At 66.5% G+C, this 16940-nt stretch carries 15 protein-coding genes and 1 pseudogene; 3 read left to right on the plus strand and 13 right to left on the minus strand.

Annotation, left to right across the window (positions count from 1 at the left end; all coding sequences use genetic code 11):
• The 3 genes and pseudogenes from glyA to DIE11_RS23965 all read right to left on the minus strand — a co-directional run.
• Window positions 1-146, minus strand: a pseudogene (gene glyA, locus DIE11_RS23955) (serine hydroxymethyltransferase); the annotation flags it as partial.
• Between the two features lie 320 nt (window positions 147-466).
• The gene (locus DIE11_RS23960) at window positions 467-1246 is read right to left on the minus strand and encodes an SDR family NAD(P)-dependent oxidoreductase (RefSeq protein WP_124627577.1); all 780 of its coding nucleotides are present in this window, start codon (window positions 1244-1246) and stop codon (window positions 467-469) included.
• Window positions 1247-1279: 33 nt separating this feature from the next.
• Entirely contained in the window at window positions 1280-2527 is a 1248-nt protein-coding gene (locus tag DIE11_RS23965; RefSeq protein ID WP_124627579.1) for a D-arabinono-1,4-lactone oxidase, read from the minus strand.
• Between the two features lie 261 nt (window positions 2528-2788).
• On the opposite strand from DIE11_RS23965, the gene DIE11_RS23970 reads away from it, so the two are divergent.
• Window positions 2789-3814 (plus strand): helix-turn-helix domain-containing protein, encoded by a 1026-nt coding sequence (locus DIE11_RS23970; RefSeq protein WP_124627581.1) that lies wholly within the window; start codon window positions 2789-2791, stop codon window positions 3812-3814.
• A gap of 145 nt (window positions 3815-3959) precedes the next feature.
• Here the strand turns inward: DIE11_RS23970 and DIE11_RS23975 are convergent, their stop codons facing one another.
• From DIE11_RS23975 to DIE11_RS24025, 10 genes are all read right to left on the minus strand, one after another.
• Window positions 3960-4349: a 2-oxoglutarate dehydrogenase gene (locus tag DIE11_RS23975; RefSeq protein WP_260437167.1), complete on the minus strand. Its 390-nt coding sequence runs from the start codon at window positions 4347-4349 to the stop codon at window positions 3960-3962.
• Between the two features lie 83 nt (window positions 4350-4432).
• Entirely contained in the window at window positions 4433-6283 is a 1851-nt protein-coding gene (locus DIE11_RS23980) for a S10 family serine carboxypeptidase-like protein (RefSeq protein WP_124627585.1), read from the minus strand.
• 808 nt (window positions 6284-7091) lie between these two features.
• Window positions 7092-8903, minus strand: coding sequence for an ExeM/NucH family extracellular endonuclease (locus tag DIE11_RS23990; protein ID WP_124627587.1), 1812 nt, complete (start codon window positions 8901-8903; stop codon window positions 7092-7094).
• Between the two features lie 189 nt (window positions 8904-9092).
• Entirely contained in the window at window positions 9093-10034 is a 942-nt protein-coding gene (locus tag DIE11_RS23995) for a copper resistance D family protein (protein ID WP_124627589.1), read from the minus strand.
• A complete protein-coding gene (copC, locus tag DIE11_RS24000) occupies window positions 10031-10411 on the minus strand; it encodes a copper homeostasis periplasmic binding protein CopC (protein ID WP_124627805.1) in 381 nt (126 codons plus the stop codon). The genes DIE11_RS23995 and copC overlap by 4 nt, the downstream gene beginning before the upstream one ends.
• A gap of 14 nt (window positions 10412-10425) precedes the next feature.
• Entirely contained in the window at window positions 10426-10773 is a 348-nt protein-coding gene (locus DIE11_RS24005; protein ID WP_124627591.1) for a copper-binding protein, read from the minus strand.
• Window positions 10774-10846: 73 nt separating this feature from the next.
• On the minus strand, window positions 10847-12142 hold the full coding sequence (locus tag DIE11_RS24010) for a multicopper oxidase family protein (protein ID WP_059608038.1): 1296 nt from the start codon (window positions 12140-12142) through the stop codon (window positions 10847-10849).
• A 1-nt stretch (window position 12143) separates the two neighbouring features.
• On the minus strand, window positions 12144-13784 hold the full coding sequence (locus DIE11_RS24015) for a TolC family protein (protein ID WP_124627593.1): 1641 nt from the start codon (window positions 13782-13784) through the stop codon (window positions 12144-12146).
• Window positions 13781-14074, minus strand: a complete 294-nt coding sequence (locus DIE11_RS24020; RefSeq protein WP_124627595.1) for a hypothetical protein — start codon at window positions 14072-14074, stop codon at window positions 13781-13783. Before DIE11_RS24020 ends, DIE11_RS24015 begins: the two co-directional genes overlap by 4 nt.
• A gap of 88 nt (window positions 14075-14162) precedes the next feature.
• Window positions 14163-14537: a hypothetical protein gene (locus DIE11_RS24025; RefSeq protein ID WP_124627597.1), complete on the minus strand. Its 375-nt coding sequence runs from the start codon at window positions 14535-14537 to the stop codon at window positions 14163-14165.
• A gap of 265 nt (window positions 14538-14802) precedes the next feature.
• On the opposite strand from DIE11_RS24025, the gene DIE11_RS24030 reads away from it, so the two are divergent.
• Both DIE11_RS24030 and DIE11_RS24035 read left to right on the plus strand, forming a co-directional pair.
• Window positions 14803-15474: a heavy metal response regulator transcription factor gene (locus DIE11_RS24030; protein ID WP_124627599.1), complete on the plus strand. Its 672-nt coding sequence runs from the start codon at window positions 14803-14805 to the stop codon at window positions 15472-15474.
• Complete coding sequence (locus DIE11_RS24035; protein WP_124627601.1) at window positions 15471-16886, plus strand: heavy metal sensor histidine kinase; 1416 nt, start codon at window positions 15471-15473, stop codon at window positions 16884-16886. Before DIE11_RS24030 ends, DIE11_RS24035 begins: the two co-directional genes overlap by 4 nt.
• Window positions 16887-16940 lie beyond the last annotated feature (54 nt).

Here is a 16940-nt window from a genome sequence, read left to right on the forward strand (position 1 = left end):
CCCTGTGCGGCCATCACGGCCGGGCTCGTGTAGTTTTCCGACGCGATCAGCTCGATGTGCTCTTCCTGGCGGCGGTTCTCGTCCTGAATGGCAGTCCAGAGTTCCGGATCGACGTTGGCGACGGTGCTGGTAGTGCGATTGAACATGATGATTGATCAAAAGAAAGTGATGGATTGACCCTGGTATGCCGGACTTGCCCGGACCCGCGAAGCCGAGCGCCGGACCGGCGCTCGATGACGTCATCAACCATGCCGCCCCGCGATGCCGGCTGAACGGTGATTCGGCATTGCCATTCCAACAGACGCAAATTCGTTCAGATAGAAGGATTACGACAATCCGCTAGGACGCATCGCGCGGCGAACCCGCAAAAAAAATCGAAGGCCCGCATCGCTGCGGAACCTTCGACGGGACCTGCCGCTCCTGGAGAATGCGTGCCTGCCCTTCGGCCTCCTGCGAATATCGGGGCCTAAACAGCGGAAAAACAGTTGTCGACGAACAGATGGGTACCGTTGACGAAGCTCGATTCGTCTGACGCCAGGAACAGCGCGGCCGCGGCCACTTCCGACGGCTCGCACAGCCGGCCTTGCTGCACCGCGATAGCCGCTTCGGTCGCGTCCACGCCCATCGCCTGCAGATCCTTGAGCTCGCGCATCCCGTGCGGCGTGCGGATGAACCCGGGCGCCAGCGCGTTGCAGCGGATGCCGCGGTCGCGGTATTCGACTGCGATCGCCCGCGCGAACATGTGGCACGCGCCCTTGGTCGCGTCATACAGCACCTCGCCGGGCGTCGCGCAGACGGCCGAGATCGACGACGTGCAGACGATGCTGCCGCGCCCCTGTTCCAGCATCTGCGGCAGGACCGCCTTCGTCATCAGGAACATGCTCTTCACGTTCACGCCCATCAGCCAGTCCCATTCCGACTCGTCGATGTCGAGGAACGGTTTGACGATCAGCGTGCCCGCGTGATTGAACAGGATGTCCGCATTGCCATATTGCCGGCGCACCGCGTCGACCGCCGCCTGCACCTCCGACTGCTTCGACACGTCGGCGCCGACGCCCATCGCCTGCAAGCCGGCATCGCGCAGCCGCGACGCGAGCGTTTCGGCCGCGTCGCCGTCGCGGTCGATGATCGCCACCTTCGCGCCCTGCGCCGCGAACAGTTCGGACGCGGCGCCGCCGCATCCGCCCGCGCCGCCGCTCACGATGGCGACCTTGCCGGCCAGGCGTCCGTCAATCTTGGCATTCATTCGTCGCTCTCCAGTCTGGTTCGTTCGGACCGCTCAGCTGAACAGCGTCCGAAGATGATCGTTGAGGAAACGGCCTTCCGGGTCCACGCTGCGGCGCAGTTCGCGGAATGCTTCGGCCTTCGGGAACCAGCGATCCACGTCATCGCGGTTCGTGAAGTGCAGCTTGCCCCAGTGCGGACGCGAACCGTAATCGCGCAGGATGTCGTCGACGTCCTTCAGGAACGGCCAGTAGTCGACGCCGTTCGGCCCGCCCGAGCACGAGATGGTTACGCTGTCCTGATTGTTGAACGGGCTGATCCACGCCGGATCGCCCTTCGTGAAGCGGTACTCGACCGGGAAGATGCAGTCGCGATGCTTCGTGAGGATCAGGTCGCGCACGCGGCGCAGCGCTTCCTTGCCGTGTTCGGCGGGCACGGCGTATTCGAGTTCGTGGAAGTTCGCGACGTAGTGAATCGCATAGACCTCGGCGCTGTACGCGATCTTCTCGTGCTCGCCTTCGAAGAACGTGCGTTCGTCGGTGATGTCCATCACCTTGATTTCGCACACGTCGTAGTCTTTCTTCGCGTTCGACACCTTCGCGGTGTCGGGCAGGCAGTACAGGTGGCGGCTCTCGGACGTCGGGCACCAGAAGAAACCGAAATGCCGGTGCGTGGCCGCGAGGTCGTCGTACTTTTCCATCAGCGCCTCGAAGTCCTCCCGCCACACGCGGTCGTGCAGCCAGAACGCGTCGGTCACCTGCAGCGTCAGCTCCGACACCACGCCGAACAGGCCGATGTTCACCTGCGTCGCGTGCAGCAGGTCGAGGTCCTGCCTGTCGCTCACCTCCATGATCGAGCCGTCGGGGCGAACGATCCGCATCCCGACGACCTGCGACGACAGATTGCTCAGCGTCACCCCCGTGCCGTGCGTGCCGGTTGCGAGCGCACCGGCAATGGCCTGCGAATCGATGTCGCCCTGGTTGACGAGCGAGAAGCCGATGTCCTTCAGATGACGCGTCACCGCGTTGATCCGCGTGCCGGCCTTCACCGTGACGCGTTTTCGTTGCTCGTCGACCGCGACGATGCCCTGGTGGTCCTTCAGCGACAGCAGCAGGCCGCTCGTCGCGACGACCGGCGTGAACGAATGTCCCGATCCCGAGCATCGGACGTTCTTGCCCTGGCTCGTCGCCGCATGCACCAGCTCGGCGATCTCCGCCTCGCTGGTCGGCGACGCGATGTGCGCGGCAACGCACGACTGATTGCCCACCCAGTTCCGCCAGAATCCGCCACGTGGAAGCTCCATCGACGTCTCTCCAGAAGTGTGCCGCCGGTCCCACGCCGGCAGCCGTGTTCGGTTCGTCCGGCAACGAAGCGCGATGCTCCCGGCGCCGGCGCGATGCGATGCGTTGTGTTCCGTTCGTGCCAAAGGTATTGCGCCAGCCGGCTTTTCACTATCGGATTTCGGCAAGCGAGGGTTTCTTCGGGGAATCGGGCCATCGGGGTTTTTGACCGGCTCGTGCAGCGGCTACAATGCATCGATCCGGCCCGCCCCTTCCCGACTCCGATGACGCCGTCCGCCGATCCGAGCGATTTTTCTGGCGCCCCGCCGTTTGCGCGAACGGTGGCGTTCTGCGCGTTCACCGACGTGGAGGAACAGGCGCGGATCTTCGACGGCTGGGATCTCAACTACACGCAGATCTCGGGCGGCCTGTTTCATGGCTCGTCGTCCATCGTGTCGCTCGGCGGCATCCGGCTCCTGGTCGAGGACCTCGACAAGGTGATCCTGCAGCAGGGCGCGGTGCCGTCCGACCGCATCGCGGTGGCCGTGCCGCTGGAACTCGAAGGCCATGCACGCATGTGCGGCGAGAAGAGCGGGCGCGACAGCCTGCACGTGTTCTCGAGCCAGCCCGTGTTCGAGTTCTATTCGCCCGACCGGCACGTGCTCGTGAACGTCGAGATCGAACCCGACAAGCTGTCGACGGAGGCGATGCGCACACTCGCCGCGTCGCTGCGCGCGCGTACCTTCGCGCCGCTGATCCCGATGACGCCCCAGGTCGCGGACCGCTTGCGCGACCTGCTGCGCCACACGATGGCCGCGGCCGCGAAAAGCACGCCGATCGAGGACGTGACGACGCAGGAGCGGATCGAACTGCTCGAGCGGACCGTGCTGTATGCGATTTCCGAAGCGATGACGATGCCCGCGCCGGACGCGGACGCCCTCGCGACGCGGCGGACGAAGTACTGGTCGCTCGTGAACGCAGTGCAGGAGCGGCTGCAGGATGCGTCGACGTGCCCGCTGTCGATCGCCGAACTGTGCGTGCAGCTCGGCATCAGCCGGCGTACCGCGCAATACGCGTTCAACGACACGCTCAACCTGAATCCGATCGCCTATCTGCGCGCCGTCCGGCTGAATCACGTTCGCCGCGAGCTGCGGCTCGGCGGGTCCGTGACGTCGGCCGCGACGAAGTGGGGCTTCTGGCACCTGAGCAGCTTTGCGCAGGACTACCGAGCGATGTTCGGCGAGTTGCCGTCGGCGACGGCGCGGCGTTACGCGCACCGGGAAGCTGAACATCGATCACGTGATACGTGACGCGGCTTCGCGTTGCCTGCGCATGAACCGAGCTTCCATGAAGAAAGCCGCGGCCGGACATGCGCCGCGGCGGGTTGAAAGCAGGCCGCCGCGGCAGGGGGCGGCCGGCACCGGCCACGACCCTGCGCACGACCTCGCTACGCCGTCACTCCTGCTGTTCCTGCTCCGCCTGCACCTGCCGCTGCTGGATGAACTGCCGCACGTCGCTCATCGTCACGCGACCGGTGTGTTTCGCATCGATCTCGTCGAAGTGCTTCGCGACGAAGCCCAGCCCGCTGCTCTGCGCCTGCGCTTTCGTCACCGCCGCGCCGTTGCTCAGCACCGTGTTGCCGCCGAGCCGGGCGTCGACGCGCCGCTGCGCCTGCTGCTGCAGCGTCGCGCCGGTCGACGGCAATACCGGCGCCACGCGGGTCGAAGGAAAGAACGGACCGTCGACACCGTGCCCGCCGTGCGGCAGCTTCACCGGTGCCACCGCCTGCGGCGGCAGTGCATGGGCGCTGCTCATCGCGGCACCGAGGACGGTCAACGCAGACATACGCCGCATCAAGTTGATTAGGGACATGATCACTCGCATTCAATGGATGAATAGAGGGTTCCTTTTCGCAAGGAGTCCGTCGTTTACGGTGCCACCGCCAGCGTCGTCGCGGCCGTCGCGCCCGGCACGCTGCCGGTCGGCGTGCCGGCCGGATTCTCGTCCGGCCACGGCGGCGGCAGCGTGCGCAGCGTCAGCGCCGTCGGAATCCGCCTGCCCTGATAGAAGATCTTCAGGTCGCGCTTCATCTGCGGACGGGCCACGTCATCCAGATACGTCATGTGCCCGCCCTGGAAGAAGTTCACCTGCAGCTTCGGGTTCAGGCCCTTCACGGTCTGCAGCCGCGCGAGTTGCTTCTCGGTGTTGAAGAACGGCGTCGCCAGATCGTGAAGGCCGTTTTCCGCGAGCACCCGGAGCTTCGGATTGAGCTGCAGCGCGCCGAGCAGATCGGGGATCGAGTCGGGCATCGGCTGGCCGTCATGCGAGAAGTCCCACACCTGGATGATGTTGTCGTTCAGTGGCAGGTAAGTCGCGTTCGGCGCGGTGTAGCCGAGGTAGTCGGGCATCTGCGTCGCGAGCGCGTTCGTGAACGGCTGCGAGATCAGGATGTCCGACGGATCGCCGTCCGTTTGCAGTCGCGGATCCGAGTTCGGCAACGACACACGTCCGTCGTAGCGGCCGATCGTCGTGCCGGGCAGCAGGCTCGTGCCGAACGGATTCGCGTTGAAGTAGCCGCGCAGCGCCTGCTGCGTGAGGCTCGACGGCAGCGACCAAAGCTTCAGCGTCGCATCGCTCGGGAACACCGGCGTGCCGAGCGCATCCGGAATGCCGAGCTGGCTCAGCACCCACGACTGCGAGTACTGCTGCAACTGGTTGTAGATCAGCGTCGTGAACAACTCGGTCTGCAGTGCATACAGATACGGGTTGACCGGCGCCGGCGACACCTGGTTGAAGTACGCCGCTACCGCTGCATAGCCGGGCAGGTAGCCGGCCACGGTATCGGTCTCGAGCAGCAGCCCTTCGGTCGACTGCGTGATCGCCACCGCTTCCACCGCATCGGCGAAGTAGTTCAGGATCGACGACTGCAGCACGATCCCGGTCAGGTGCACGCCGGCCGATTCGAGCGCCAGCGCGAGCATGTCGGTACGCGGCGTGCCGTATGACTCGCCGTACAGGTAGATCGGCGATGTGCCGCGGCTGTTGACGTTCAGGTAGCGCTGGATGAAGTCGCGCATGATGTTGACGTCCGCGTCCGAACCCCAGTACTTCTGGTTGGTGTTCGGCAGCACGGCTTCCGACAGCCCGGTTCCCGGCGGGTCGATGAACACGAGGTCGGTCGTGTCGATCAGGCTTTCCGCGTTGTCGACGAGCGGATAGTTCGGCCAGTTGTTGCCGAACAGCGGATCGGGCGTGGCGACGCGCGTCGGCGCGAAGGAGCCGAGGCGCAGCCAGATCGACGACGATCCGGGGCCGCCGTTATAGACGAACGTGACGGGGCGCGGCTTGCCGTTCGTGCTCGGCGCGGTGTACGCGACGTATGACATCGACGCTTCCGCGTTGCCGTTCGCGTCCTGCGCGGTCAGGTGGCCCGTGGTCGTCGTGTAGCTGACCGTCGTGCCGCCGGATTTCCACTGGTAATGCATCACTGCCGCCTTCTCCGAGACCTGCGCGGCCGCGAGGCCGTCGGTCGCATTCATCGAATAGGCGACGGGGTCGACGTAAGGCTGGTTCGCCGCCGGCGACTGGCTGTCGGCCGCCGCTTGCGCGCTGGCCTGCTGGCTGGCGGTGGCCTGCGCGAGGCTCGACGCGCCGACCGACGACGAATCGTCGCCGCCGCAGCCCGCGAGCACGAGCGTCACGACGGTCAATGCGCCTAGCCCGGCCGGCCAGCCGCGACGCGCGCGGCGGCTGCCGGTACTGCTCCTGTCTGGTTTCATCTCTGTCCTTGGGTCGGATACCGCTTCACACGGGCCGCCATCGCCGGCGAAAAACGCGCAGGCATACCCGCCACTCGCGTTGCACGGTCGGCAGACGGCGGTTGGGGACTGGATTTCTTCGAGAGACTGAACTTGATACAGACACAGCAAACTGCTGGCGGAGAATGATGCGGGTAACGCCGCCCCCTTTGCAGTTTCAACGACTTATCGTATGACCAAAATTTACGACATCACAAAAATAGGTGGTGCTGCGCTGCGTTGTCAAAGATCATTCCGATATTAAAAAATCTCTTATGATGCAAACGGCGATCAGCGTCTGGTATTTGAAAGAAAACACGATTGTTCGCACCCGGCTTGTTATATGAGTCGTTTTTATTGGAATGCGGCGGCGTTCTGGTATGTTGAACAATCTTCCAGGCTTCGGCATTGCGCATGGACGCCCTTCAGATCGACAGGATTTTTCTTTCATTTTAATTATCCCGAATCGATTGGCGCGATTCATTGAATAAAAATCGGCATTGTCCAAAAAATACCGATTCGGATTATCTCCCGAACACGCAATGGAATTATTTACCCGACATCGGATTTAAACCGCGGAGTGCGCGAAACGGCATTGATGCGTAATGCGAGGGCATTCGCAATGAAGAAGCCGTCATTCGCGCCACGCATTCCGGATCGCATGACAGCGATCGCGAATCGGGCACCTGACGGCCGAGGGGGAGAGAGGCAGCGCGAGCGGCACAAGCACCGCCCGCGCGACGACGTGCGGCAACGTCGCACGCCGTACTTCAGACACGCGATTCAGCGATCAGCGCCCGTTGCCCGGCAACGCGATATCGATCAGCACCGGATCGTGGTCCGATGAACGATACGCATCCGGCGCGTAGAACGTCTTCTGCTGCTCGGCCGACTTGTACGCGAGCGTGTATTGCAGCGCGAGCGGCTCGTCCGCGTTGATGTGCCATTCGTGCACGGCCTTCACGTGCGATGCGAGCGGCAGCGACGCGAGCGCGTGATCGAGGTAGCCGGCTTCGCCGTTGTACACGTAGCTGTACGCATTGGCGCCGATCCAGCGCGACACGAGGTTGCGGTAGCCGCGCGATTCGAGCAGGCGGATCGGGTCTTCATACGTGTAGCTGTTGAAGTCGCCGATCAGCAGCGTGCCCTGCCCCGCGACGCCCGTCGGGTTGCCGGCGAGCCAGTCGGCCAGCTTCGCGGCCGCGCGCGTGCGCGTCGGATTCCAGCAGCCCTGGCCGTCGCCCTGGTCGAGGTCGTCGTTCGCGGCGTCCGGGCAGTTCTTCGACTTCAGGTGGTTGACCGCGATCGTCAACGCCTGCTTGCCGCCGATCCGGCGGAACGACTGCGCGAGCGGCTGGCGGTTCTTGTCGTCGATCGCGAGCGTCGACGCGCGGCCGACGGGTTCGACCGCGCGGCTGTCGTAGATCATCGCGACCGTGATCGCGTCGCCGCCGAGGCGCGACGTGCCCGGATCGACGACGCGCCAGTTGCTGCCGAGCTTCGCCGCGAGCTGACGCACCGCGCTCAGTTCGCCGTAGCCGTTGTTCTGGATTTCCATCAGGCCGATCACGTCGGCGTCGAGCGCCTTCAGCGCGCTGACGATCTTCGCTTCCTGGCGCTGGAATTCCTGGTAGTTCTTCGCGCCGCGGTTGTTCGGATCATCGAAGCCGCCACCGAGACCGTTGCCGTTGAAGTAGTTGAGGACGTTGAACGACGCGACGCGCAGGTTCGATTTCGGATCGCGCGCCGGTGCGTTGGTGCGCGGGTTCGAACGCGTGTCGAAAGCAGGCGCGGCCGCGCCGGGCAGCGGCTGCACGCGCCATGCGCCGTAGCGCACCTCGAGCACGCCTTCGACGTCGCGCACGGTGTAGCCCGAGCGCAACGTGTTCGCGGCCGACAGTTCCGGCGCCGGATACGGCACGGTCGCCGGGTTCTGCTTGTTCGAGCCGTCGTCGAGGACCAGCCGGTTGCGTGCGTTCGCATCGATCTGCGTCTGCGCCTGCGACGGCGGCACCACGCTCGTCGGTGTGCGCAGGCGGCCGTTGCTCAGCAACACGCTGCCGTAGCGGCCGAGTTCGTAATTTTCGGTGACGGTGAGCGTCTGTGGCAGGCGCACGCGCATCCCTTCATATGCGGCGAACGCGTTCGGGTTGTCGACCGGCAGCGTGAGCGTCGCCGGCGTGACCGTCTGGTTGTTCGCGCACACCGCGATCGCGCCCGACAGCGTGAGCTGCGTCTGCCCGTATTTTTCCTCGACCTTGCCCGTCACGTGCACGAGATCGCCGGCCTTCGCGCGCACTTTCGGCGCATAGACGAACAGGCCTTCGGAGACGCCCGGCTGGTTGCGGCGCTGCGCGTCGGCCTGCTGGACGAAGAAGCCGCCGAAGCCGTCCGTGCCGCCGAAATCGGCGGTGACGACCGCTTCGATCGACACGTTCTGGCCGGCGAGCGGCGACGGCGCGCCGGGCCCCTGGATGTCGGCGATCGGCGTCGTGCTGCCGCCGCAGTTCGGACTGACGGGAGCGGCGGTGGCGGCGAAGACCGGTGCGGCAAGCGTGGGCAGCAGCAATAGCGGGGCAAACAGGCGGATTGTCGAGCGCATGACGGGGAATCCCGGTTGTGAGGATGGCGAAAGCTTAGCGGCGCTCGATGACAGTTGTTAGTAACCAGAAGATAGATGGATGTAATAATCCGACATCGCGCTCACGGTCGGAAAGCGGGAAATCGTCTGACCCAAACCGCCGCTGTTCCGACGATTTCCCGATACCGGCTTCGCCTGCCGACCGTGGCGCTAAACCGTCCCCGGCAACGCGCTCGACACGAGCACGGCGGCCACCATCAGCGCGCCGGCCAGCACAACCGCCTCGATCCGCAACACCGCGCCGAACCGTCGCAACAGGTCGACCGGCGTCGCGGCCGCCGGGTCCTTCAGCGCGGCCAGCAGCTTCGGCATCTCGAAGAACCGGTTGTGTCCGCCGAGCGCCGCCGCGATCAGCACGAGCGCGAGCTTGAACAGCAGGATCTGCCCGTACGTCGACCCGAGCAGGTTCGCGGGCGTATCGACACCGCGCCAGCCGTTGTAAGCGCCGGTCGCGAACAGCACGATCAACGCGTACGTCGACGCATCGGACAGCGACTGCACGAACGATGCGCCGGTCGTGCGTTCGCTCGCGGGCATGCCGGCAAGACGCGGCATCACGCCGAACGCCGTCACGAACACGAGCCCGACCCACGCGCTGATTGCCAGCAGATGCAGCCAGTCGACCCACACCGGCACACTGAACAGGCCCGCGTCGACCGGATGCCCGCCGTTGCTGCGCGCGAGTGCGACACCTGCGAGCGCGGCCCACATCGCGAACGGAAAGCGCGTGTCGTTCGCACGCCGGAGCAACGACAGCAGCACGACGACGGCCGTGAACACCGCGCCGGCCAGCCACGCGTGGCCGAAGCCGGTGCCGGCGAGCATCGCGCGGACGGCCGGCCAGGCGTCCAGCATCGACACGTCGCTCATCAGCGCGCAGTGCGCCCAGAACGCGGTGATGCTCGCGAGCAGCGACACGATGGACGCGATGCGCAGCGTCGCGACGAGACGCCGCGCGATGCCGTGCTGCCACGCCGACTCGCCGCGCGCGAGCCAGTGGCTGCCGAGCAGCGCGCCGACGACGACGGTGAACCCGGTGTTCTGGATCGCCACCGACACGAGCCGCAGAAGGCCGACGAGGCCCTCGTTCACCCCTTCACCCTGAACGAATAGGTGCCCTTGGTGCGATGCGCGTCGGCCGTCATCGCCACCCACTGCACCGTGTACGCACCGGGCGCAAGCTTCGGTATCCCGACGGTCATCACGCGCGGATTCGACGCATCGACTTTCGCCTTTTCGTGCGCGACGGCATTGCCGTTCGCGTCCGACACCTTCACCGAACTGAACGCCGGTTCGAGGTCTTCGTTGAACGTCAGCCGCAACGTGTCGGGCGCGGTGTCGACCGCGCTGCCCGTCGCCGGTGCGGCGCTTTCCAGCTTGCCGTGCGCGAATGCCGCGGCCGGCACGGCGGCGGCGATCGCGCCGGCCGCGGCGAGGGCGGCCAGCCGCCCGAGCGTGGTGATTTTCATGGTCATGCCCGGCGTCACGGCTTCTTCAGCTCGACGACGGTCAACGTGCCGCCCACGTCCTCGGCGACGAAGTCGACCTGGTCGCCCACCTTCACCTGCGACAGCATCGCCGGGTCCTTCACCTTGAACGCCATCGTCATCGCGTCCATCCCGAGGTTGTCCAGCGGGCCGTGCTTGATCGTCAGCTTGCCCGTGCCCGTGTCGATCTTGCGAATCTCGCCGTGCGACATCTCGTGCTTTGCGGCGGCGCCCTGCATCGCGCCGCCGCTCATATCCATGCCGGCCATGTCGCCGGCCGCGTATGACGCGGCGGACAACGCCAGCATGCAACCCGTTGCAATCGAAACCAGTTCCTTCTTCATCGTGCGTGCTCCTGAGTGAATGAAACGAAAACCGGCGGCCGCATCGTCACGGCCGCCGCATGCTGCCCGCGGCTCAACCGTCCGGCAATTCGCCGGTGTATTCGTACGCGACGGTGCCCTTCGGATGCCGGAACCAGCCCGGATCGCGATAGTCGTTGCGGCCGAGCCCCTGCCGGACCTTCAGCACCGTGAACATGCCGCCCATCTCCAGCGGCCCGAACGGGCCGGTGCCCGTCATCATCGGCAGCGTGTTGTCCGGCAGCGGCATTTCCATGCCGCCCATCGCGCCGCCCGTGCTGCCCATCGCCATGTAGTCGGGCACGAGCTTGCCGATCTTCTTCGCGAGGTCCTTCTGCGGCACGCCGATGAGGTTCGGCACCTGATGCCCCATCGCATTCATCGTGTGGTGCGACTTGTGGCAATGGAACGCCCAGTCGCCCGGGCGATCGGCGGTGAACTCGATCGCGCGCATCTGGCCGACGGCGACATCCGCCGTCACCTCCGGCCAGCGCGCCGCCGGCGGAATCCAGCCACCGTCGGTGCCGGCCACCTCGAAGCTGTAGCCGTGCAGGTGGATCGGATGGTTCGTCATCGTCAGGTTGCCGAAACGAATCCGCACGCGGTCGCCCGCCCGCACCGGCAGCGGGTCGATGCCCGGGAACACGCGCGAGTTGAACGTCCACATGTTGAAGTCCGTCATCTCGTTCACGCGCGGTGTGTAGCTGCCCGGATCGATGTCGTACGCGGCGAGCAGAAAGACGAAGTCGCGATCGACCGGCATCGTCGCGCGATCCTTCGGGTGCACGATGAACATGCCCATCATCCCCATCGCCATCTGCACCATCTCGTCGGCGTGCGGGTGATACATGAACGTGCCGTGCGCCTCCAGCTGGAACTCGTAGACGAAGGTCTTGCCCGGCGGAATGTGCGGCTGTGTGAGGCCCCCGACACCATCCATCCCGTTGGGCAGCCGCAGCCCGTGCCAGTGGATCGTCGTGTGCTCGGGCAGCCGGTTCGTCACGAAGATCCGGACCTTGTCGCCTTCGACGGCCTCGATCGTCGGGCCCGGCGACTGGCCGTTGTAGCCCCACAGGTTCGCGTTCATCCCGGGCGCCATCTCGCGCACGACGGGCTCGGCCGTCAGGTGGAATTCCTTCCAGCCGTTCTTCATTCGCCACGGCAGTGTCCAGCCGTTCAGCGTCGCGACAGGCGTGTACGGGCGGCCGTTGGGCGGCACGAGCGGCGGCTGCGTGCCGGCCTTCGCCATCGTGGGCGCTTCGGGCAGCGACGCCGCGCCGGCCTTGCTGACCATCGCCGCACCGAGCAGCGCGGCGCCCGAGCCGCTGAGAAATTGTCGACGGGACACCATGTCAATGACCTTCCGGATGCGTTGCGGGCGCCGGTTGCGCCACGGGTGAAGAAGCCGGCTGCGGTGCAGCGTCGGTCGTGGGTGCGACGGGCGCGTCCGCGGGCTGCGTCGGCTGCGTCGGCTGCGTCGGCTGCGTTGGCTGCGTCGGCTGCGTTGGCTGCGTTGGCTGCGTTGGCTCCGTTGGCTCCGTTGGCTCCGTTGGCTGCATCGACTGCATCGACTGCATCGGCTGCATCGGCTGCATCGGCTGCATCGGCTGCATCGGCTGCGTCGGCTGCGCGGTCGGCAGCCGGCCGCCAACGGCCGCCTGCAGATCGGTTTCGGCGAGCCAGTAGTCCTTCAGCGCATCGATGTAGCCGTTGACCGCGCCGACCTGTTCGCGCGCATCGGCCAGCAGCTCGAACACGCTCGCGAGCATCCCGTTGTAGCGCAGCAGCAACTCGTCCGAGATCGTCTTGCGCAGCGGCACGACTTCGTCGCGATAGTGCTTCGCGACGTCGTAGCTCGTCGTGTATGCCGCGTACGATTCGCGCACTTCCGAGCGCGCGTCGATCGCCGTCTGCGCGAGCCGGTTCGCCGACTGCATGTAGACGGCCTCGGCCCGCGCGACCTTCGCGCCGCCCCAGTCGAACAGCGGAATCTCGACGCTGATCTCGTAGCCGTGCTCGTGCCCCTTGGCGGTCTCGTAGTTGTTCACGTAGCCGAGATCGACCGCGTTGACGAAGCGCGTCGCCTTGCTGAGCCCGAGCGACGACGCGACGCCCCGCGTCTGCAGCTTCGCGGCCTGGATGTCGAGGCGGTTGCTCATCGCATAGCGTTCGAGATCGGGCAGATCGGGGCGTGCCTTCGGCAGGTCGGGCAAGCGCTCGGGCAGCGCGTACCGCGTGCGCTCGCCCCACAGCCCCATCGCGCGCGTGAGCTTCTCGCGCGCGGCCACGGCCTGCTGCCGCGCCTTCGCCTGCTGCGCGACAGCATCCGCGTGGAACGCCTGTTCGCGTGCGTAGTCGAGCCGGCTGAAGTTGCCGGCCTGGCGCATGCGCAGCGCGAGTTCGGCTCCGGCGCTCGCGGCGTCGCGGACCTGTTGCGCATAATTCGCGGCCTGTTCGGCCGCGACGGCTTCGACATATGCGCGGCGCGCGTCGGCCGCGACCCTCAGCATCGCGTCGGCGGTTTCGAGCCGAGTCTGCTCGAAACGGCGGCGTTCGATGTTCGTCGCGAGCGGCAGCGTCAGCAGCGCGAACACGTTGGCCGAGAACGTGCGGCCGAGGCTCAGTTCGCCGTCACCGGCCCGCGTGCGGCTGAACGAGAAGCGCGGGTTCGGCAGCCGGCCGGCCTGCACGAGATCGGCCTCCGACAGCCCGAGTTCCGCGTACGACGCCTGCAGGCCACGGTTGTTCAGCAGCGCGAGCTGCACCGCGTCGTCCATCGACAGCGGTTTCTCGAGCAGTTCCTTCGTCCGCTTGTCGACGGCTGCACGATCGGCGTCGGTCCTGACGATGACGGCGACCTTCCCGATGCGCTCCGATGCGGCAGACGACACGGCGTCGAAGCCGCCGTCCTTCGAGAATGTCGTGCAGCCGGCGAGGAATGCCAGCACGAGCACGGTCGCGCCGAACCGCGGTGAAATCGCAAGTCTCGTCATTGCCCGGCCCCTCCGTGCATCGAATGGGCCGCGCCGGCTGCCGCATTTTCGGGTTTCGCGTGTCCGGTGGTGCCGCCCTTCGCGGGCCGCGCCATCACGTCCCGGTTCAGTTGCTTCCAGCCCGGGCCTGCGTCGTCCCGATACGGCACGTAGCCGTCGAACGTGGACGTCACCGTGACGTCCGGCACCGGCGCGGCTGCGTCGGCCGGATCTGGAAAGGCGGTTTGCGCGGGCGCGAGCGACGGCATGAGCGCCGCCGCGCCAAGCAGCGCCGCAGTAATCAATCGCATGGATGTTTCTCGTCGTGAGTCGTGCGGCGGATGTCGAGCGTTCGCCGGCACGGTTTGCGGATCGCGGCCGGTCGGCCACGGACACGGACTAGACGGGAATCCGGCGCGGCGGCCGGTCGATGCCGCCGGTCAAGAACGACACGACGACCGTCGACGGCGCGAACGTGACGACCGCGAGGCCGACGTCCGACGTAACGGACACGGCAGGCACCTCCGCCATGCCCGAGCCCAAACAGCAGGACCCGCAGGCGGAACAAGGCGCCTCGTGCCGTGCGTGGTCGCCGTGCTCATGCCGCTCGCCGTGCGCGCTCGGCATCGCATGCGACGCAGCCTGGGCATCGGCACCGGCCCCCGCATGCGGCGCGGCGGCACCCGCGCACTGCGTCGACACGGTCGCGAACGACTGGATCGGCACGCACAGCGCCAGCAGCACAACGAGGATGAATTTGCGCCAATACGACATGGATGCGGAATCAGGCAGACGATGACCGGATGAACGGGAGCGGCGCCGCGACGACGCGCGCCGGATACGAGACGGCCGCAGCTTATCGCCGCCGGCGTGACGACGACATGGCCGAAACATGACGGAATTTTCATGAAGTACGGCGACGCATCGCACGCGCGCTTCATGAAAATTCCGTCATCCGGCGGTCATCTTTCGCGCACGCGCTGCGCCGTAAGCTCACGCGTTACACTGACCGGCTGGAATCACGAACGCCTGCTCCACCATGCGGATACTGATAGTCGAAGACGAACCCAAGATGGCGTCGTACCTCCGCAAGGGGCTGACGGAGGCAAGCTACACGGTCGACGTGGCCGAGAACGGCCAGGACGGGCTGTTCCTCGCGCTGCACGAGGATTTCGATCTCGTCGTGCTCGACGTGATGCTGCCGGAACTGGACGGCTTCGAGGTGCTCCGGCGGCTGCGCGCGCAGAAGCAGACGCCGGTGCTGCTGCTGACGGCCCGGGAAGCGATCGAGGACAAGGTCACGGGGCTCGAACTGGGTGCCGACGACTACCTGCTCAAACCGTTTGCGTACGCGGAGTTCCTTGCCCGCATCCGTTCGCTGCTGCGGCGCGTGCCGCGCAATTCCCGGGACATCCTGCACATCGCCGATCTCGAAGTCGACCTGATCAAGCGCCGCGTGCGGCGCGCCGACGCCCGCATCGACCTGACCGCGCAGGAGTTCGCTCTGCTGCAGCTGCTCGCGGAACGCGAGGGCGAGGTGCTGACGCGCACTTTCATCACGTCGCAGATCTGGGACATGAATTTCGACAGCGACACGAACGTCGTCGATGCGGCGATCAAGCGCCTGCGCGCGAAGATCGACAACGCGTACGAGAAGAAGCTGATCCACACGATCCGCGGGATGGGCTACGTGCTCGAGGATCGCGCATGAAAGGCGGCCCCGCGCCCTATTCGCTGCTCCGGCGCCTGACGCTCGCGTTCGCGGTCGTGGCCGCGCTCGTGTTCGCGCTGACCGGCGCGTACCTGTATCGCTCGCTGTCCGCCGAGTTGACCCGGCGCGACGATATCGAGATCGCCGGCAAGCTCAACCAGTTCCTGCAGCTCGCGCGGGCGAGCGGGTCGACCGCCGCCGTGCGCGCCGATCCGGCCGTCTTCCACGAAGTGCTGCTGTCGCATCCGGGCGTCTATCTCGGCATCTACGACGGCGCGAACCGCCCGCTCGTCGAACACACCGACGAAGCCGGCCATACGCTCGCGTCGGTGATCGCGCGGCCGCAGCCGGCCGGTGCAGCGGGCGCGGCGGCCAGCCCATTCACGTGCTCGCCGCCCGGCATCGGCACGTCGCGCTGCGTCCGTGCGCGCGCCACGCTGCCGTCGGGCGAAACCATTCAGGTTGCGCTGGCGCGCACGGCGGCGGATCGCCAGTCGCTGCTGGAAAGCTATCGCGTCGACATCTGGCTCGCGGCCGCGCTCGGCGCGCTCCTGGTCGGCGCGCTCGGCTACGCGGTCGCGTCCCGCGGCCTGCGTCCGGTCGAGAGCCTCGGCCGGCAGACGTCGCGCATCGAGGCGCACAACCTGGCCGCGCGCCTCGATGCGCGCGGCGGCCCGATCGAGCTGCGCGAGCTCGCCACGTCGGTCAACCGGATGCTCGACCGGCTCGAGCGCGCGTTCGTGCGGCTGTCCCAGTTCTCGTCCGATCTCGCGCACGACATGCGCACGCCGCTCGCGAACGTGATCAGCGCGTCGCAGGTCACGCTGTCGCGTGCCCGCACCACCGAGGAATACGAATCGCTGATCGATTCGAACATCGAGGAATGCGAACGGCTGCAGCGGATGATCGAGAACATGCTGTTTCTCGCGCGCACGGACAATGCGCGGCAGCACCTGAAGACCGCCGAACTCGACGCCGGCAACGAGCTGAGCCGGCTCGCGTCGTATTTCCAGGCGCTGGCCGACGAGGCCGGCGTGCGCCTCGACGTACACGGCGCAGCGCCGGTCGTCGCGGACGCGACACTGTTCCGGCGCGCCGTCAGCAACCTCGTCTCGAACGCGCTCGAACACGCGGAAGCCGGATCGACGATCGAGCTGGCCGTATCGACCCGGCCCGGTTACGCGGTCGTCGAGGTCACGAACCGCGGCGTCGCGATTGCACCCGAACAGATCGAGCGGATCTTCGAGCGCTTCTACCGGATCGATTCGTCGCGGCACGGCGCGGCGCGCAACACCGGGCTCGGGCTCGCGATCGTCAAGTCGATCGTCGAGCTGCATCGCGGCAAGGTCGAAGTCGTGAGCCGCGACGGACGGACGACCTTCGCGCTTCACTTCCCGGCCTGCGTTTCGTGACACGCGGATGACGCCGTCGCACGAGCATGCCGATTGCTTCCCGATACTGCACGG

Source organism: Burkholderia sp. Bp9012 (assembly GCF_003853825.1).
Classification (GTDB): domain Bacteria; phylum Pseudomonadota; class Gammaproteobacteria; order Burkholderiales; family Burkholderiaceae; genus Burkholderia; species Burkholderia diffusa.